Origin of the sequence: Azospirillum sp. B510, from assembly GCF_000010725.1 — a bacterium.
Taxonomy (GTDB): Bacteria; Pseudomonadota; Alphaproteobacteria; order Azospirillales; family Azospirillaceae; genus Azospirillum; species Azospirillum lipoferum_B.
This window is the reverse complement of sequence record NC_013855.1, coordinates 1,096,989-1,114,527: the sequence shown is the minus strand read 5'-3', so window position 1 is coordinate 1,114,527 and position 17,539 is coordinate 1,096,989. Positions and strand designations below refer to the sequence as shown.

The window sequence follows — 17,539 nt, the reverse complement described above, 5'->3', positions numbered from 1 at the left end:
CGCTTGGTGCGTCCGCCGCCGGGTCCTCTGGAGTGGGACCGATGAAGATCGTCAAGGAGGCCCTGGCGGGCACGCTCGAATCGAGCGACCTGCTGGTCAAGGTATCACCCGGGCCGGGCACCGGGCTGGAAGTCGTCATCAGCAGCGAGGTCATGCAGCAGTTCGGTCACCAGATCGACCATGTCGTGCGCGACACGCTGGACCGGCTCGGCGTCACCGCCGGGCTGGTGGTGGTTGAGGACAAGGGCGCGCTCGACTGCGCCATCCGGGCCCGCGTCCAGACGGCGGTGATGCGCGGGGCCGAGGCCCAAACCATCGACTGGAGTGCGCTGTCATGAAGCTCCGCCGCAGCATGCTTTTCCTGCCCGGCGCCAACGCCGCCATGCTCAGCACGGCGTTCGTCTACAAGCCGGACTCGATCATGTTCGACCTGGAGGACGCGGTCTCGCTGCGCGAGAAGGATTCCGCCCGCATCCTGGTCTTCAACGCCCTGCGGCTGCCGGTCTATCGCGAGATCGAGACGGTGGTCCGCATCAACCCGCTCAACACTCCCTTCGGTCTTCTCGACCTGGAGGCGGCGGTGCGGGCCGGTGTCGATGTCGTCCGCCTGCCCAAGACAGACTGCGCCGAGGATGTCGAGCTGCTGGAGCGCGAGGTCGAGCGCATCGAGCGCGCCTGCGGCCGGGAGGTCGGCTCGACCAGGCTGATGGCGGCGATCGAAAGCGCCAGCGGCGTCATCAACGCGCTGTCCATCGCCAAGGCGTCGCCGCGGCTGATCGGCATCGCGCTGGCCGGCTTCGACTATGTCATGGACATGCAGACCGAGCGCGGCGACGGCACCGAGCTGTTCTATGCCCGCTGCGCCGTGCTGCACGCCGCCCGCGCCGCGAAGATCGACGCCTTCGACGTGGTGTGGTCCGACCTGAACGACGAGGCCGGCTTCCTCAAGGAGGTCGACCTGATCAAGCGGCTGGGCTTCAACGGCAAGTCGCTGATCAACCCGCGCCAGATCGAGCTTCTGCACAACGCCTACGCCCCGACCGAGGAGGAGGTCGAGTATGCCGGCCGCGTCGTCGCGGCGGCGGCGGAGGGCGAGCGCAAGGGGCTCGGCGTCGTTTCGCTGAACGGAAAGATGATCGACGGTCCCGTCATCGACCACGCGCGCCGGGTGCTGCAGCGGGCCGAGGCGTCGGGAACCCGCAAGTGAACTGGAGTGCTGTGCCGTGACCGACCTCGCCATCCCCCTGCTGGACCGGCTGCCCCGTTTCGAGGGCTTCGCCAGCAAGACCCCCTATCTGAAGGATCCGGAGCTGAAGCGCTCCCGCAAGGTCTGCCCGTCGCTGGAGGACGCCATCCGGCGCTCCGGCCTGAAGGACGGGATGACCATCTCCTTCCATCACGCCTTCCGTGAAGGCGACAAGACGATCAACACCGTGGTCGAGCTGCTGGCCCGCATGGGCTTCAAGGATCTGACCCTGGCGCCCTCGTCGCTGCTCAGCTGCAACGCGCCGCTGATCGAGCATATCCGCAACGGCGTCATCAGCCGCATCTACACGTCGGGCATGCGCGGCAAGCTGGCCGAGGCGATCAGCCATGGGCTGATGGCGCATCCGGTCAACATCCACTCGCATGGCGGGCGGGTGAAGCTGATCCAGGACGGCGAGCTGAAGATCGACGTCGCCTTCCTCGGCGTGTCGACCGCCGATTGCTTCGGCAACGCCAACGGCATCAGCGGCCGCTCGCGCTGCGGCTCGCTCGGCTATGCCAAGGTGGACGCCCGCCATGCCGGCACGGTGATCCTGCTGGCCGAGGAGATCGTGCCCTTCCCCAACGCGCCGGCCAGCCTGTCGCAGGACGAGGTCGATTATGTGGTGAAGGTCGAGCAGATCGGCGACCCGTCGAAGATCAGCGTCGGCGCCGCCCGCATAACCACCAACCCGCGCGAGCTGCTGATCGCCCGGCTGTCGGCCGAGGTGATGGTGCATTCCGGCTATTTCGAGCAGGGCTTCTCGATGCAGACCGGCTCGGGCGCGTCGGCGACGGCGACGACACGCTTCCTGGAAGGCTACATGCGCAAGAAGGGGATCACCGCCAGCTTCGCGCTGGGCGGCATCACCGGCGGCATCGTCGACCTTCATAAGAAGGGCCTGATCGAACGGGTGATCGACACCCAGAGCTTCGACGGCGACGCTGCGGAATCGCTGCGGACCTCGCCCAACCACATCGAGATCTCGACCAACGAATACGCCAATGCCGGGTCCAAGGGCGCCTATGTCGACCAGATGGATCTGGTGATCCTGAGCGCGTTGGAGATCGACGTCGATTTCAACGTCAACGTCATCACCGGGTCGGACGGGGTGATGCGCGGGGCGTCGGGCGGCCATTCCGACGTGGCGGCGGCGGCCAACCTGTCGATCGTGGTGGCGCCGCTGATCCGCAGCCGCATCCCGACGGTGGTGCGGCGGGTCACCACGGTGGTGACGCCGGGCGAATGCGTCGGCGTGCTGGTGACCGACCATGGCATCGCCGTCAACCCGCGCCGGCCGGAGATCGCCCAGCGGCTGAAGGCCGCCGGCCTGCCGGTGATGACCATCGAGGAGTTGCAGCAGCGCGCCGACTCCCTGACCGGCGAGCCGCGGCCCATCGAGTTCCTCGACAAGGTGGTCGGCATCGTCCGCTACCGCGACGGCAGCGTGATCGACATCGTCCGCCAGGTGAAGGGCTGACGGTCATGGAATCGGCGGTCATGGCGGGGATGGCGATCTCCCTTGCCGAGATGCTGGAGGCGCGCGACCGCCGCGCCGGGCGCCAGCAGGCTTTGTTCGCCCGCCATGGCCTGCCGCTGCTGTCGGTGACGCTGGTGGCGCCGGGGCCGGTCAAGGTGACGGAGAGCGGCCGTTTCGTGATGGAGACGGCGGAGAATGAGCTGGATCGGCTGTTCCGCCGAACCGGCTGGCCGGTCGCGGCCCATCTGGCGGTGCGGGAGCGGACCGGCTTCGAGGCGCTCTATGCCGTCGATACCGAGGCGCGGGTGCTGAAAAGGGCGGTCGCCACCCTGGAGGACGACCATCCGCTGGGCCGGCTGTGGGATCTGGACGTGCTGTGTCCGACGCGGGGCGGCCTGTCCCGCACAGCGTTGGGGCTGGCGCCCCGGCGTTGCCTGGTGTGTGGGGAGCCGGCCCATGCCTGCGCCCGTTCCCGCCGTCATCCGCTGGACGAGCTTCTGGCGGCGATCGAGGAGAGGGTCAATGCGTATCGCGCCGCGTGAGGACAGGGGCGGGGCTGCCGGGCTGCTGCTTGCGGGGTCCGTTCCCGGCGGGACCGCGAGCGAGCGCTCGCTCGATTTCTCTCCCGGCCACCATCTGGCCCGTCTGGCCCACCGCTCGCTGTTGCGCGAGGTTCTGCTGACGCCGAAGCCGGGGCTGGTGGATCGCCGCAATCGCGGGTCGCACCGCGACATGGACCTGACGAGCTTCCTGGCGTCGGCCGCCGCCATCGCCCCCTGGTTCCGCCTGTTCTTCGCGCGCGGGCTGGAGGGCTGCGCGGTGCCGGCCGACCTGTTCCTGACGGGGATCCGGGCCGACGGCATGGCGTGTGAACGCGCCATGCTGCGCGTCACCGGCGGGGTCAACACCCACAAGGGCAGCATCTTCGCCTTCGGCCTGCTGTGCGCCGCCGCCGGCCGGCTGGCCGGGCGGGGTGAGCCCGTCACCCGCTGGCCGCTGTGCGACGAGGTGGCGGCGGTGTGCGCCGGCGTGGTGGAGGAGCTGCGGCGTCCGGGCGAGGCCGGCACGGCGGGGGAGCATCTGTTCCGCCGTCATGGCCTGACCGGGGCGCGCGGCGAGGCGGCGTCCGGCTTCGCCACCGTGCGGACCCACGCCCTGCCGGCCTTCGAGCGGTTGCGGTCCCAAGGAACGCGCATGGCTCTGCATGCGGCGCTGCTGGAGTTGCTGGCCTTCAACCGGGACACCAATGTGGTATCGCGCGGCGGGCTGGCGGGGTTGACCTTCCTCCAGGGCGAGGCGATGCGGCTGCGCCGGGACGGCGGGGTGGCGGCGCCGGACTATCTGCGCCGGCTGGCCGCGCTCGACGACGAGGCGATCCGCCGAAACCTCAGCCCCGGCGGCAGCGCCGACCTGCTGGCGGTGACGTGGTTCCTGGCCCATGTGCCGGTGGCGGCGCCCTGCCGGGCTTCGTGCCTCTGAGCGTTGTGGACAAGAAGGGGGCGGGGCTGACGACCGCCGGGGGGCCGATGGAATTGGATCACCATATGCGCGAGGTTGATGCGGCCCTGCTGGAGGCGTCGGCGCGCTACAGCTTCGTGCTGGTGCCGGGGCTCTACGACAGCGGTCCGGAACATTGGCAGAGCTTCTGGCAGGCCCGCCATCCCTTCTGGCTGCGCATCGCCCAGAGCAATTGGAACATCCCCGACATCGAACGCTGGGTCGGGGCCATCCGCCGTCTGCTCGCCCAGCGGGGCCGTCCCGCCATCCTGGTCGGGCACAGCTTCGGCGCGCTGGCGTCCTGCTGCGTCGCCAGCGACCGCAGCCATGACATCGCCGGTCTGATGCTGGTCGCCCCGGCCGAGCCCTCCCGTTTCGAGGCCGAGGAGCGGGTGCCGGAACAGGCGCTCGGCGTGCCCGCCGTGGTGGTGACGAGCCATAATGATCCGGTGATGCGCTTTTCCCGCGCCATCCATTGGTCCGGCGTCTGGCAGGCCGATCTCGTCGACCTCGGCGAGGCCGGACACATCAACGCCGAAGCCGGTTTCGGCCCCTGGCCCTATGGTCTCCAGGTGCTGCGTAGCCTGGTCGCCCGCATCGAGCGGCGGTGAGGTCGTCCGCATTCCTCCTTTTCAGATTTTCATCAGGGCGCTCCACGCTGACAGGCTTCTGACAGTTCCGAATGATAGAAAATATATCGGTGGGGAATTGAAGATGAACGGAGTAAAAATCGTTAAGTAAAAAGTAAAGATCAACTCATTGAAATATCAATAAAGATAAAATCATGGAAAACGCGCCGGCCACGGTGGCTTCCGGCTTGGTGCTTGTTTCCTCTTTTTCGGCCATCGGATCGCAGCGCTGCGAAAGCGGCATGGATCGGATGTCCGGAGCCACCCGATCCAGGACCGGACCCCGGCAGCGTCCCGTCCTTTTCCCCCTGCTGCCGGAGCGCAAACAAAACCGAATGTCCGGAGGACACCATGCCCAGTGAAGTCTCTCTCGCCTCCATCGCCCTTGACGAGCCCAGCTCGTCCGCGCGGGCCATGCGCCGGTCCTGGCGCGAGGTCTGGTGGGGGCTGCTCGACCAGCGCATCGGCATCGTTCCGATCCCGGTGTTCGTGATCCTGATCGCGGTGTTCGCCGGGGCGGTCGCCACCGGCTCGCTGACCCACGAGATCAACATGATGATCGCCGTGCTGGCGGTCTGCGGCTTCAGCTGCGGCGAGCTGGGCAAGCGTCTTCCGGTGTTCCGCCATATCGGCGCCGCGGCGATCTTCGCCACCTTCATCCCCTCGGCCATGGCCTATTATCATGTGCTGCCGACGCCGATGCTGAAGGCGGTGGTCGACTTCACCAAATTCACCAACTTCCTCTATCTGTTCATCGCCTGCATCATCGTCGGCAGCGTGCTCAGCATGAACCGCGACGCGCTGGTGAAGGGCTTCTTCAAGATCTTCGTTCCGCTCGCCAGTGGCGCCGTCTCGGCCGCCTGCGTCGGCACGCTGGTCGGCACCCTGCTCAGCCTCGATCCGAAGCACACCTTCTTCTACATCGTCGTTCCGATCATGTCGGGCGGCGTCGGCGAAGGGGCCATCCCGCTGTCGATGGGCTATGCCGAAATCCTGAACGGCAACCAGGGCGAGATCTTCGCGCAGGTCCTGCCGATGGTCATGCTGGGCAGCCTGATGGCGATCCTGATGTCCGGCCTGCTGAACTTCATCGGCAAGCGCATGCCGCACCTGACCGGCAATGGCCAGCTCCAGCCCGGCGCCGCCGATTTGACCAAGGTCACGGCCAAGAGCGGCGGTCCGGTCGACGCCAACACCGTCGCCGCCGCCGGCCTGTTCGCCGTCACCCTCTATCTGATGGGGGTCATGGCCCAGAAGATCGTCGGGCTGCCGGCCCCGGTGGCGATGCTGTTCATCGCGGTGGTGGTCAAGGTGTTCCAGCTCGCCTCCCCCTCGCTGGAGGCCGGCGCCGGCGTCGTCTACAAATTCTTCCAGGTCGCCGTCACCTATCCGCTGCTGTTCGCCATGGGTGTCGCGGTGACGCCGTGGGACAAGCTGATGTCCGCCTTCACGGTTCCGAACCTGATCATCATCTTCTGCACGGTGGCGACGCACATGACGATGGGCTTCCTCGTCGGCCGGATGGTGAAGATGTACCCGATCGAAACCGCCATCATCAATTCGTGCAACTGCGGCCAGGGCGGCACCGGCGACGTCGCCATCCTGACGGCGGCCAACCGGATGCAGCTGATGCCCTTCGCCCAGGTCGCGACCCGGATCGGCGGCGCCATCACCGTCACCCTGTCGCTGATCGCGATGGCCAACCTGATGTGATTGTCGGCCGCATGGCGCGACCTTCCGCGAACGCCCCGTTCCGCAAGGAACGGGGCGTTCGTGTATCCGTTGGTAAATTACGTCATCGCCGCGCGCGATAAGTGCCGATCCTGAGTATGCGGCGGGGCGGGAAAGCTCCATTGTCCCAACCATTCCAGCAAGCCGCCGCAATGACCAGGGACGTCCAGGATGAAGACCCTCCTTCTCGCTTCGACACTGTCGTTCGCCATTCTGTCCGTCACGGGAGCTGCCGCGCAGACCAAGCCGACGGCCATCACCATCGCCACCGAAGGCGCCGACGAGCCTTGGAACTTCACCACCGCCGATGGGAAGCTCGACGGGTTGGAGATCGATCTCGCCAATGACCTGTGCGCCCGGATGTCCGTGCGCTGTACCATCGTGGTCCAGGATTGGGATGGGCTGATCCCGGCGCTGAACGCTCGCAAGTTCGACGCCATCATGGCATCGATGATCATCACCGAGAAGCGTCTGGCGCTGATCAACTTCAGCCAGCCCTACGCCCCGACCGCCGCAGCCATGATCGTCGAGAAGACCAGCCCGCTCGCCAGCCTGCCGGGCGCCGGCACCACGGTCGATCTCGGTGGCGATCCCGCACAGGTGAAGGCTGCCCTGGCTCCTCTCGAGGCTCAACTGAAGGACAAGGCGATCGGTGTTCAGGTCGCGACAAGCAATATGGCATTCATGGACACTTATTTTAAGGGTGTTGCAAAAATTCGTGAATACAAGACAACCGAACAGCATGACCTTGATCTTCAGGCGGGTCGTATCGACGGTGTCGTTACGCAGAAAAGTACGCTGGGCGCGCTGCTCCTCAAGCCGGAATACAAGGACTATACGATGACAGGACCGACCTTTGTCGGTGGCGTCTTCGGCAAGGGGGTTGGCGTCGGCCTGCGCAAGGACGACACCGTGCTGAAGGAGATGTTCGACAAGGCGATCCAGGACGCCAAGGCTGACGGCACCATCGAAAAGCTGGCTCAGAAATGGTTGAAGACCAGTTTGAATTGAGATCTCCGTTCGGTGCTGAAGGGGTACGGCAAGGCTGTGCCGTACCCCTTGCGGACTCCGCGCCGGAAGGAGGTGACGATCTTCGTCGTTCCGCTTGTCCCGTCTTTGCTGTGACTGCGGCAGCTCAATTTCTGGGCACCAGCACTGTTGATCATGGAGTCCGGGTCGGAGAAATACTGTCCTCAAGCCGTAAGTCATAATAGCATCACGCTTCCAAAATCGTATACAATATTGCATACCAAGTGACATGGTGTGCTGGTCGGGCGGGCTCTCCCGTCGCGATGCCGGGTATCTCAAGGATCGCCGTTTCCGCGGTGATCGATGGAAAGACGCTTTTCGGACTGGTGGACGCTCCGAACACTGAAGCAACTGGAGGTGATATGATCGGCTGGTTCGTCAATCAAAGGCTTTTCGTCAAGATCCTTGTGCCGATCTTCCTGTTGCTGGGGATTGCCGCCACCGTCGGAATCACCGCCATGGTGCATCTGGCGACGCTGAAGACCGTGGCGCAGGAGGCGCTGACCGTCGAGGCCGAGCGGCGGGTGCGGCTGCTGGAGGTCAGCCGCCACCTGAACGCGGCGATCATCGCCGAGAAGAATCTGTTGCTCGACACCCGTGCCGACGAACAGAAGGCGTATGCCAGCCAGTTCGAGGGGCAGATGGCCAGGGTGGATGACGGCATCGCCTGGCTGACGGCGAAGGCCGACACCGACGCGGCGCGGGAGCGGGCCGTGGCGCTGAAGGGGCTGATCGACGCCTACCGTCAGTTGGCGGCGAAAACACTGGATTTCGCTCTCCAGGCCCGTGTTCGCTACGCCTTCGCCATCAGCACCGGGGACGGGGCGAAGGCCGCCGCCGCCGCCGCCGACCATATCAACGAAAGCGCCGATCTGAGCCGGCGCAGCCTTGATCGCACCGTGCTCGACATGGATGAGCTTGCCGCCGAAACCCGTGTCATCCTGCTGTCGGTGATGCTGGTCGGGCTGGTCGTCGGGCTGGCGCTTGCCATCGGCATCGTCCTGCTGACCATCACCCGGCCGATGCGCAAGATCACCGACGCCATGGGCCGCCTGTCCCAGGGCCAGATCGACATCGAGCTGTCCGGCGAGACCCGCCGCGACGAGGTGGGGATGCTGGTCCGGGCGCTCGGCGTGTTCAAGACCAACGCGCTGGAGGTCCGCCGGCTGGCGGAGGAGCGGACGCGCCAGCGGGCCGAGGCCGAGGCGGAGCGCAAGGCCGAGCTGGACCGGCTGGCGGTCAGCTTCGAACAGAGCGTGCGCGGCATCGTCGAGCATGTCGCCGCTTCGGCCGGTCATATCGAGGGGGCGGTCTCGTCGCTGTCGTCAACGACGGAGCGCGCCTCCTCCGCCGCGACGGCGGTCGCCAACGCGTCGGAACTGTCCTCGTCCAATGTGCAGACCGTCGCCGTCGCGACCGAGGAGCTGTCGGCCTCGGTCCTGGAGATCGGCCGCCAGGTCGAAGCGCAGCAGCGGATCTCCGACGCGGCGGTGCGGCAGGCCGACGTCACCAACGCCTTGACCATGACCCTGGTCAAGGCCGCCGACGAGATCGGCACCGTGGTCAGCCTGATCAACTCCATCGCCGGCCAGACCAACCTGCTGGCCTTGAACGCCACCATCGAGGCCGCCCGCGCCGGGGAGAGCGGCCGGGGCTTCGCCGTGGTGGCGAACGAGGTCAAGCGGCTGGCGAGCCAGACGGCCAAGGCGACCGAGGAGATCCAGGCCAAGGTCCGGGAAATCCAGGACGCCACCTCGGGAACCCGGACGGGCATGGCCGAGATCGCCGAGATCATCGGCCGGATGAGCAGCATCTCCGCCGCCGTGGCCGCCGCGGTCGAAGAGCAGAACGCGGCGACGGCGGAGATCGCCGGCAGCGTGTCCCAGGCGGCGCGCGGCACCGAACAGGTGACCTCCAACATCGCCGACGTCAGCCGCATGACCGGCGAAACCGGCGAGGCGGTCACCGACGTGCTCCGCTCCGCCGGGGATCTGGTTCAGGAGGCGGGCCGGCTCAAGACCGAGGTGGCCGGCTTCATCGCGACGATCCGGGTGGCCTGACCGCAAGCGCGATCCCGCCGCCGCCGGCGTCCGGTCACATGCCGGCGGCGGGAAACATCCGCAGGCCGAGATACAGCCTGACGCAATCCTCGGTGCTGCCGAGGTCGACGCCACAGACCTCCTCGATGCGCCGCATCCGGTAGTCCAGCGTGTTGCGGTGGATGTTCAGCGCCTTGGCGGTCGGCGGTCGCTGCATGCCGTTTTCGAACCAGGACGACAGGGTGCGCATCAGCTGGCCCTGCCGGTCATGCCGGACCAGCGGCTGGAGCGGCGCCGTCAGCTCCTCCGCCTGCCAGCTCTGCTTCAGGCTGTCCAGCAGCACCGGCAGCATGACATCGCCATAGAGATGGACCCGCGAGTCCGGATGGAGCCTCTTGCCGATCGCCATCGTCGTTCGCGCGGTCTGATAGGAGCGGGGCAGGCCGCCGGCATCCGGGAAATACCGCCCGAGCGCGATGCGGACATCGAGCGAACCGCCATCGCGGATGCGGGCGAGCAGAGCCGCGGTCCTGCGGCGTTGCGCCTCGGGGTCCCAGCCCCCCGCCCCGGTCAGCGCGGGCATCAGCACGACCAGTTCGCCCAGCGAGACGGTGGCGATCAGGGCGGCGGGACCGGCCTTGTCCCGTGTCGGAATGGCGAGCAACGCATGCAGCCGCCGCAACTCGGCCAGCACCGCGTCGACCGCCATCGACCCGCTGTCCAGTTCGATGACCGCGACGACGCGCGGCGTCGCGAGGTCGATGCCGAGGCGCTCGGCCCAGCCGGTCAACGCCGGGGTGGGGCGGTCGTCGCGGATGAGGCCCAGCACCAGCTCCTCGCGCAGGCGGGCGTCCTGGGCTAGCAGGCGCAACAGTTGCGCCTGTTCCAGCATGGTTTCGGCCGCCATCCGCACCAGTTCGGCATGTTGCCGGATGTCCCGTGGCTCGCCGCTCAGCCCGACGCAACCGATGACGCGGCCCTCCGCCCGCAGGGGAAGATTCACGCCGGGCCGGGCGGCGCCGAGCGTCCGCGCCAGGGCGCCGTCGATCTCCACCGCCTCCTCGCGGGCGAGGACCAGCAGCGCCCCCTCATGCAACTGCCCGACCCGGCTCCGGTCGCCGCTGGCGACGATGATGCCGTTCCGGTCCATGACGTTGATGTTGCAATCGATGATCGCCATCGACCTGTCGACGATCGCCTGGGCCAGGGCGCGGTCGATATGGAGCATGGCGGAAGGATCGGTCATGGCGGGTTGGGGGCGGGGCAGGGGCGCGGTTGGGGGCGGGGCGGGGGCTGTCAGCCGGCCCGCAAGCCTATCCCCAATTGCAGCGTCTTCGCCACGTTTCGCGCGCTGCGACGGACATTGTCGGCTCCGGCGGCCAGCGCCTCCTCCACCGTGCAGGGGATGTTGAGGATGCTGAACACCGCCTCGATCCCATGGCCATGGACGGCGGCGGCATCGGGGCTGAGGCAGCCGGCGATGGCGATGACCGGCTTGCCGTGGTGTTTGGCGACGCGGGCGACGCCGACCGGAGTCTTGCCATGGACGCTCTGGCTGTCGATGCGGCCCTCGCCGGTGATGACGAGGTCGGCATCGGCGACGATCCGGTCCAGTTCCAGGGCGGTCGTCACGATGTCGACGCCGGGGCGCAGATCGGCGTCGAGGAAGGCGCGCATCGCCGCCCCCAGGCCGCCCGCCGCCCCGCCACCCGGCAGGGTCGACACGTCGATGCCGAGCTGCCGCCGGATCACCCCGGCGTAATGGGCGAGATTGGTGTCGAGCAGGCGGACCATCTCCGCCGTCGCTCCCTTCTGCGGCCCGAAGACGGCGGAGGCGCCATGGGGGCCGATCAGCGGATTGTCGACGTCGCAGGCCACCTCGATCCGGCTCTGCCGCAGGCGCGGGTCGATGCGGTCGAGGTCGATGCGTTCCACCCGGTCCAGCGCCCCGCCGCCGATATGGCCGCCCTCGCCGCCCTCGCCGATGTCGCGGCCGCCGCCGTCGAGGAAGCGCACGCCCAGCGCTTGCAGCATGCCGGCCCCGCCATCATTGGTGGCGCTGCCGCCGATGCCGATGATGAGGTGCCGCGCCCCGTCGTCGAGGGCGGCGGCGATCAGGTCGCCGACGCCGCGGGTGGTGGTCAGCAGCGGGTTGCGGCGCGCCGGCTCGACCAGCATCAGGCCGCTGGCCGCCGCCATCTCGATCACCGCCGTCCCGCCGTCGCCGGTCATGCCGTAAAAGGCCTCCACCGGTTCGCCCAGCGGCCCGGTCACCATCTTGCGGATGATCCGACCCTTGGTCGCGGCCACCATCGCCTCGACGGTGCCCTCGCCGCCATCGGCGACGGGCACCTTGACATAGTCCGCCTCGGGGAAGATCTCGCGGAAGCCGAGCTCGATCTGGGTGGCGACCTCGAGGGCGGACAGGCTTTCCTTGTAGGAATCCGGGGCGATGACGATCTTCATGGCTGCCTTCTCTCGTGACGCTGTCCGTCAAACGGAACGGTGCCAGTATAGACTGGGCGGAGGGCCGAACGCCTCGTGCCGATCCGACAAAAATCAGCCTGCCCGCAATGGCGACTTTGTGCAAATCTCCAAAAAGGAGGCGGCGTGTTTTCCTTCCGCCCTCTCCCGTGTCCGGCCCGATCCCATCCCGGCGCGGCCGGCGCCCCTTGAAGACCGCCTGACGGAGCCTTGTCGCCATGCCCGCCTTCGCCGCCAACCTGACGATGATGTTCACGGAATGGCCGTTCCTCGACCGCTTCGATGCCGCCGCCGATGCCGGCTTCCGCGCGGTGGAGTATCTGTTCCCCTACGACCATGCGCCGGACGCCATCGCCGCGCGGCTGGAGCGCAACGGCCTCACCCAGGCGCTGTTCAACCTGCCGCCGGGCGACTGGGCGGCGGGCGAGCGCGGGCTGGCCGTTCTGGCCGAACGCTTCGACGAGCTGTGTTCGGGGGTGGAGCGGGCGCTGGACTATGCCGGGGCGACCGGCTGCCGCCGGCTGCATCTGATGGCCGGGCTGGGCTCCGCCGCCGACCCGGCGGCGCTGGCCTCCTACCGCCGGGCGGTGCGCCATGCCGGCGAACGCCTGGCCGAACGGGGGATCGAGCTGCTGCTGGAGCCGATCAAAGGCCGCGACATGCCGGGCTATTTCCTGACCGATTTCGCGCTGGCCGAACGGATCATCGCGGAGAGCGGCCTGCCGACGGTGCGGCTCCAGTTCGACATCTACCACCGCCAGATCCTGCATGGCGACGTGACGATGGCGCTGCGTCGGCTGCTGCCGCTGATCGCCCATGTCCAGATCGCCTCGGTCCCGTCGCGCAACGAGCCCGACGGTGAGGAGCTGAACTGTCCCATCCTGTTCGCCGAGCTGGACCGGCTGGGCTATGGCGGCTTCGTCGGCTGCGAATACCGGCCGCGCGGCGCCACGCTGGACGGGCTGGGGTGGCTTACCGGCCGGTGAATTCAGGCCGGTGAACCCTGGCCGATGAACTGCGGCTCGGAGGCGGGTGCCGTCTTCCCCCGCACGGGAGACGGCGCCCGCCGTCCGTCAGGCCACCCGCTTCCCGCGGAAGGCTTCGATGGTGCGCATCACGCCGCGCAGTTCGGCCAGCCCCTTCAGGCGCCCGACGAAGGAATAGCCGGGATTCATCGTCTGGCCGATGTCGTCGCCCAGCAGATGGCCATGGTCGGGACGCATCGGAATCCGCGCGTCGGCGCGTCCGGCCCGCCGGCGGCGGGCCTCCTCGTCGATCATCACCGCCGCCACGCCGATCAGGTCGGTGTCGCCGCCGAGATGGTCGGCCTCGTAGAAGGAGCCGTCCGGCTCGTGGGTGGTGTTGCGCAGATGGACGAAATGGATGCGCGGGGCGAACTCCTTCGCCATCGCCACCAGATCATTCTTCGGGTTGGAGCCGAAGGAGCCGGTGCACAACGTCAGCCCGCAGGCCTCCTGCGGCACCGCGCCGAACAGCGCCCGCACATCCTCGGCGGTGGACATCACCCGCGGCAGGCCGAAGATGGGGAATGAGGGATCGTCGGGGTGGATGCACAGCCGCACCCCCTCCTCCTCCGCCACCGGCGTGATCTCGCGCAGGAACTCGATCAGGTTGGCGCGCAGATCCTCGACGCCGATCTCCTGGTACAGCTCCAGCATGCCGCGGAAGCTGCCACGGTCATAGGCGAAGTCGCGGGCCGGCAGCCAGTCGATCAGGTTGCGCTCCAGCTCCGCCACCCGCTCCACCGTCATCGCCTCGAAGCGCGCCTTGGCGGCGGCGATGTGGGCGGGGTCATAGCTGGCCTCGGCGTTGCGGCGCTTCAGCACGAACAGATCATAGGCGGCGAAATCGACGCTGTCATAGCGCAGGGCGTAGCCGCCGTTCGGCAGCCGGTGCATCAGATTGGTGCGGCTCCAATCGGTGATGACCATGAAATTGTAGCAGATCACCGGGATGCCGGCGCGGGCGACGTTGCGGATCGACTGCTTGTAATTGTCGATCTTGGCGCGATAGTCGCCGGTGCGGGTCTTGATCTCCTCGCCGACGCCGATGCTCTCCACCACCGCCCAAGTCAGGCCGGCGGCCTCGATCATGGCGCGGCGCTTCTGGATTTCCTCGGGCGTCCAGACGCTGCCCTGGTTCATGTGGTGCAGCGCCGTGACGATGCCGGTGGCACCGGCCTGACGCGCCTTTTCCAGGGTGACGGGATCGTCCGGGCCGAACCAGCGCCAGGTTTCCTGCATGATGGGGGTCCTTTCAAAATCGGGTGCGCGGGCCGAGGCGGCCGGGTCTCACGGAGTGGCGAGGAAGCCGGTCAGGGTCTCACGGACACCGCCGCGCATCAGGCTGTCGAGATGGTGGACGACGGCGCCGCGGAAGGCGTCCTCGGCGACCAGTTCAGGGGCGAAGATGTCCTCGACGGCGAACAGCGCCGCCGCCAGCGCGCCGGCATCGTCGCCATGGACGCGGGCGATGCGGGCGATGCGGGTCAGCGTCGCCGCCATCGGATCGGCGACCGCATAGGCGCCGCCGGCCTCGTCCCTCTCCATCAGGAAGCGCATCCAGGCGGCGACGGCCAGCGGGACCACCCTCGGGGCCTTGCCGGCCGCGAGCAGCTCGCGCGCCGGTTCCAGCAGGCGCGGCGGCAGCTTCTGCGAGCCGTCCGACGAGATCTGGAGGGTGCGGTGGCGGATGCCGGGGTTGCGGAAGCGCGCCTCCAGCGCCGCGGTGTAGGCGGGGATGTCGGTTCCCGGCACCGGCGGCAGGGTGGGGATCAGGTCCTCCGCCCACAGGCGCCGCATGACGGCGGGCAGAAGCGGGTCGGCCATGGCGTCGGCGATGGTCTCGATCCCGGCGATCACCGACAAATAGGCCAGCAGCGAATGGGCGCCGTTCAGGCAGCGCAGCTTCATCAGCTCGAACGGGTGGACATCCTCGACCAGGATGGCGCCGGCCCTTTCCCAGGCCGGACGGCCGAGCGGGAAGCGGTCCTCGATCACCCATTGCTTGAAGGGTTCGCACACCACCGGCCAGGCGTCCCGGCAGCCGGTGGCCTCCTCCACCGTGGCGCGGTCGGCCTCCTGGGTGGCGGGGGTGATGCGGTCGACCATGGTGCAGGGAAAGCCGACCTGCCCGGCGATGTAGGCGGCCAGATTCGGATCGCACAGCTCGGCGTAGCGCACGGTGATGCCCCGCACCTTGATGCCGTTCTGGGCGAGATTGTCGCAGACCAGCACGGTGAAGGGGGCCACCCCGGCGGCGCGGCGGCGGCGGATCGCCTCGCAGAGCAGGCCGGGCACGCTGCGTGGCCGGGCGGGATCGGCGAGGTCGGCGCGGATCAGCGGGTGGGCCTCGTCCAGCGCGCCGGTGGCGGCGTCCTGGCAATAGCCCTTCTCGGTCACCGTCAGGGTAACGATGCGGATCTCCGGCCTCGCCATCAGCGCCAGCACCTCGTCCAGCTGGTCGGCGGTCGCCATGGCGTCGAGGAAGGAACCGACGACGCGCAGCCGGTCGCGATCCTCCCCGCGCACCAGCAGGGTGTAGAGGCCGTCCTGCGGCTTCAGCGCGTCGCGGATGGCGGGGGACAGCGGATCGACGCCGACGATGCCCCAGCTCTTGTCGCCGGAGGCCAGCACGTCGTCGGTGTAGGTGGCGAGATGGGCGCGGCAGAAGGCGCCGAGGCCGATATGGACGATGCCCGGCGTCACCGCGGCGCGGTCATAGGCGGGCCGCTCGACGGCGGGCGGCAGACCGTCGAGGGATGCGGTCGACAGGCGGGTTCGGGAAGGGCGGGCCGCCGGCAGGGCGGTGTTCGCGTCGGGCATGATGGGCTCCGGGTCGCGGCGGTCGCTGCGGTCCCCCCGTCCGCCGCCGGGGGCGGGGTGGGGCCGGTGCACCGTCATTCGGTGGAGATGTCGTTTGTCGGGACGGGCTCCGGGGCGGGGTGCCCCGGAGCATGGGGACGCGATGGGCGCGAGGTCAGACCTCGATGCCGGCCGGGGTCTTGCCCGACCCGGTCTTCGGCAGGATCAGATGCATGATCGCCAGACCGACGAGGTAGAGGACCGAGGCGATGCCGAACAGCACCTGATAATTGCCGTTGGTCGCATCCAGCAGGCGGCCGACGCCCATCGACACGAACATGCCGACGAAATAGGCGCAGAAGCCGCCGATGCCGACCACCGAGCCCACCGCGTTGCGCGGCATGGTGTCGGAGACGATGGTGTAGACGTTGGCCGAATAGCCCTGGTGGGCGGAGGCGGCGATGCCGATCAGCAGCACGGCGACCCACATGTTGGAGACGGTGGAGGCGAAGAACACCGGCAGCACGCACAGGCCGCAGACCAGGAAGGTCAGCTTGCGGGCGCGCAGCGGTTTCACGCCGCGCTTGATCAGGTGGGAGGAGAACCAGCCGCCGCCGACGCTGCCGAAATCGGCCATGGTGTAGATGATGATCAGCGGCAGCATCGCCCCGAACAGGTTGACGCCATACTGTTTGCTGAGGAAGCCGGGAACCCAGTTCAGGTAGAACCACCACACCGGGGCCGAGAAGCAGGTGCCGACGATGTTCGCCCAGGTGCCGCGATAGCTCAGCAGCTTGATCCAGGGAATATTCTCCTGCGGCAGCACCGGGTCGCTGCGGATATAGGCAAGCTCCTCCGCCGTCAGCTTCGGATGGTCTTCCGGCTTGCGATAGATCAGCAGCCAGGCGATGACCCAGAAGAAGCCGATGCCGCCGGTGACCAGGAAGGCGGCCTGCCAGCCATAGGCGACCAGCAGGATCGGCACCAGGATCGGCGCCACCACTGCGCCGACGTTGGAACCGGCGTTGAAGATGCCGGTGGCGAGCGCGCGTTCCTTGGCCGGGAACCACTCCGACACCGCCTTGATCGAGGCCGGGAAGTTGCCGCCCTCGGTCAGGCCGAGCCCGGCGCGGGCGATCTTGAAGCCGAAGACGCTGCCCATGAAGGCGTGGACGCAGGCGAAGAAACTCCAGCCGGCGACGGCGGCGGGCAGGCCGATGCGGATGCCGATCTTGTCCATCAGCCGGCCGCAGCCGATGTAGCCGAAGGCGTAGGCCAGCGAGAAGGCGGCGACGATGTCGCCGAAATCCGACTCGGTCCAGCCCATGTCGCCCATCAGCGTGGATTTCAGCAGGCCCAGAACCTGCCGGTCCATGTAGTTGATGGTGGTCGAGAAGAAGAGCAGGCCGCAGATGGTCCAGCGGTAGCGGCCGATGGCCTTGCTCACCGTGACCGCGGCGCTGCCCGCCGCCTTGCCCATGGTGGTGCCGATACCGCCGGCCCGGCGGGCCGGTTCCGCCGACTGTCCGGGGGCGGCGTCGGCGATGATCTGTTCGCTCATGATTGGCGTCTCCAGCCAG

The 17,539-nt window shown here is 68.0% G+C and carries 15 protein-coding genes; 10 read left to right on the top strand and 5 right to left on the bottom strand.

Annotation, left to right across the window (positions count from 1 at the left end):
- The first annotated feature begins 41 nt into the window (after nt 1–41).
- The 9 genes from citD to AZL_RS19840 all read left to right on the top strand — a co-directional run bounded on the left by citD (nt 42) and on the right by AZL_RS19840 (nt 9,672).
- Complete coding sequence (gene citD / locus AZL_RS19880; RefSeq protein ID WP_012976259.1) at nt 42–338, top strand: citrate lyase acyl carrier protein; 297 nt, start codon at nt 42–44, stop codon at nt 336–338.
- A complete protein-coding gene (gene citE / locus AZL_RS19875; protein WP_012976258.1) occupies nt 335–1,207 on the top strand; it encodes a citrate (pro-3S)-lyase subunit beta in 873 nt (290 codons plus the stop codon). The genes citD and citE overlap by 4 nt, the downstream gene beginning before the upstream one ends.
- A gap of 16 nt (nt 1,208–1,223) precedes the next feature.
- The gene (gene citF, locus AZL_RS19870; protein WP_012976257.1) at nt 1,224–2,726 is read left to right on the top strand and encodes a citrate lyase subunit alpha; all 1,503 of its coding nucleotides are present in this window, start codon (nt 1,224–1,226) and stop codon (nt 2,724–2,726) included.
- Between the two features lie 5 nt (nt 2,727–2,731).
- Nucleotides 2,732–3,268 (top strand): citrate lyase holo-[acyl-carrier protein] synthase, encoded by a 537-nt coding sequence (gene citX / locus AZL_RS19865; RefSeq protein WP_012976256.1) that lies wholly within the window; start codon nt 2,732–2,734, stop codon nt 3,266–3,268.
- The gene (citG, locus tag AZL_RS19860) at nt 3,249–4,205 is read left to right on the top strand and encodes a triphosphoribosyl-dephospho-CoA synthase CitG (RefSeq protein WP_012976255.1); all 957 of its coding nucleotides are present in this window, start codon (nt 3,249–3,251) and stop codon (nt 4,203–4,205) included. Before citX ends, citG begins: the two co-directional genes overlap by 20 nt.
- Nucleotides 4,206–4,270: 65 nt before the next feature.
- Nucleotides 4,271–4,834, top strand: a complete 564-nt coding sequence (locus AZL_RS19855) for an RBBP9/YdeN family alpha/beta hydrolase (RefSeq protein ID WP_247894367.1) — start codon at nt 4,271–4,273, stop codon at nt 4,832–4,834.
- 432 nt (nt 4,835–5,266) lie between these two features.
- Nucleotides 5,267–6,565, top strand: a complete 1,299-nt coding sequence (locus tag AZL_RS19850) for a 2-hydroxycarboxylate transporter family protein (RefSeq protein ID WP_247894422.1) — start codon at nt 5,267–5,269, stop codon at nt 6,563–6,565.
- A gap of 189 nt (nt 6,566–6,754) precedes the next feature.
- Complete coding sequence (locus AZL_RS19845; protein ID WP_012976252.1) at nt 6,755–7,594, top strand: transporter substrate-binding domain-containing protein; 840 nt, start codon at nt 6,755–6,757, stop codon at nt 7,592–7,594.
- Between the two features lie 380 nt (nt 7,595–7,974).
- Nucleotides 7,975–9,672, top strand: coding sequence for a methyl-accepting chemotaxis protein (locus tag AZL_RS19840; protein WP_042444318.1), 1,698 nt, complete (start codon nt 7,975–7,977; stop codon nt 9,670–9,672).
- 34 nt (nt 9,673–9,706) lie between these two features.
- On the opposite strand, the gene AZL_RS19835 is transcribed toward AZL_RS19840, so the two are convergent.
- Nucleotides 9,707–10,879 carry a sugar diacid recognition domain-containing protein gene (locus tag AZL_RS19835; protein ID WP_012976250.1) on the bottom strand — a complete coding sequence of 391 codons (1,173 nt, stop codon included), beginning with the start codon at nt 10,877–10,879 and terminating at the stop codon, nt 9,707–9,709.
- Between the two features lie 68 nt (nt 10,880–10,947).
- Nucleotides 10,948–12,117 carry a glycerate kinase gene (locus AZL_RS19830; protein ID WP_012976249.1) on the bottom strand — a complete coding sequence of 390 codons (1,170 nt, stop codon included), beginning with the start codon at nt 12,115–12,117 and terminating at the stop codon, nt 10,948–10,950.
- A gap of 236 nt (nt 12,118–12,353) precedes the next feature.
- Here AZL_RS19830 and otnI point away from each other — a divergent pair, with 236 nt between their 5' ends.
- Nucleotides 12,354–13,121: a 2-oxo-tetronate isomerase gene (gene otnI, locus AZL_RS19825; RefSeq protein ID WP_012976248.1), complete on the top strand. Its 768-nt coding sequence runs from the start codon at nt 12,354–12,356 to the stop codon at nt 13,119–13,121.
- A gap of 87 nt (nt 13,122–13,208) precedes the next feature.
- Here the strand turns inward: otnI and uxuA are convergent, their stop codons facing one another.
- The 3 genes from uxuA to AZL_RS19810 all read right to left on the bottom strand — a co-directional run bounded on the left by uxuA (nt 13,209) and on the right by AZL_RS19810 (nt 17,520).
- Nucleotides 13,209–14,399, bottom strand: coding sequence for a mannonate dehydratase (gene uxuA, locus AZL_RS19820; RefSeq protein WP_012976247.1), 1,191 nt, complete (start codon nt 14,397–14,399; stop codon nt 13,209–13,211).
- A gap of 48 nt (nt 14,400–14,447) precedes the next feature.
- On the bottom strand, nt 14,448–15,980 hold the full coding sequence (locus AZL_RS19815; protein ID WP_012976246.1) for a mannitol dehydrogenase family protein: 1,533 nt from the start codon (nt 15,978–15,980) through the stop codon (nt 14,448–14,450).
- 154 nt (nt 15,981–16,134) lie between these two features.
- The gene (locus AZL_RS19810; RefSeq protein ID WP_012976245.1) at nt 16,135–17,520 is read right to left on the bottom strand and encodes an MFS transporter; all 1,386 of its coding nucleotides are present in this window, start codon (nt 17,518–17,520) and stop codon (nt 16,135–16,137) included.
- Nucleotides 17,521–17,539 lie beyond the last annotated feature (19 nt).

Coding starts and splice junctions, on each gene's coding strand:
- citD (WP_012976259.1), top strand. CDS start 42: ATGAAGATCGTCAAGGAGGCCCTGGCGGGCACGCTCGAATCGAGCGAC.
- citE (WP_012976258.1), top strand. CDS start 335: ATGAAGCTCCGCCGCAGCATGCTTTTCCTGCCCGGCGCCAACGCCGCC.
- citX (WP_012976256.1), top strand. CDS start 2,732: ATGGAATCGGCGGTCATGGCGGGGATGGCGATCTCCCTTGCCGAGATG.
- citG (WP_012976255.1), top strand. CDS start 3,249: ATGCGTATCGCGCCGCGTGAGGACAGGGGCGGGGCTGCCGGGCTGCTG.
- AZL_RS19855 (WP_247894367.1), top strand. CDS start 4,271: ATGCGCGAGGTTGATGCGGCCCTGCTGGAGGCGTCGGCGCGCTACAGC.
- AZL_RS19850 (WP_247894422.1), top strand. CDS start 5,267: ATGCGCCGGTCCTGGCGCGAGGTCTGGTGGGGGCTGCTCGACCAGCGC.
- AZL_RS19845 (WP_012976252.1), top strand. CDS start 6,755: ATGAAGACCCTCCTTCTCGCTTCGACACTGTCGTTCGCCATTCTGTCC.
- AZL_RS19840 (WP_042444318.1), top strand. CDS start 7,975: ATGATCGGCTGGTTCGTCAATCAAAGGCTTTTCGTCAAGATCCTTGTG.
- AZL_RS19835 (WP_012976250.1), bottom strand. CDS start 10,879: ATGCTCCATATCGACCGCGCCCTGGCCCAGGCGATCGTCGACAGGTCG.
- AZL_RS19830 (WP_012976249.1), bottom strand. CDS start 12,117: ATGAAGATCGTCATCGCCCCGGATTCCTACAAGGAAAGCCTGTCCGCC.
- otnI (WP_012976248.1), top strand. CDS start 12,354: ATGCCCGCCTTCGCCGCCAACCTGACGATGATGTTCACGGAATGGCCG.
- uxuA (WP_012976247.1), bottom strand. CDS start 14,399: ATGCAGGAAACCTGGCGCTGGTTCGGCCCGGACGATCCCGTCACCCTG.
- AZL_RS19815 (WP_012976246.1), bottom strand. CDS start 15,980: ATGCCCGACGCGAACACCGCCCTGCCGGCGGCCCGCCCTTCCCGAACC.
- AZL_RS19810 (WP_012976245.1), bottom strand. CDS start 17,520: ATGAGCGAACAGATCATCGCCGACGCCGCCCCCGGACAGTCGGCGGAA.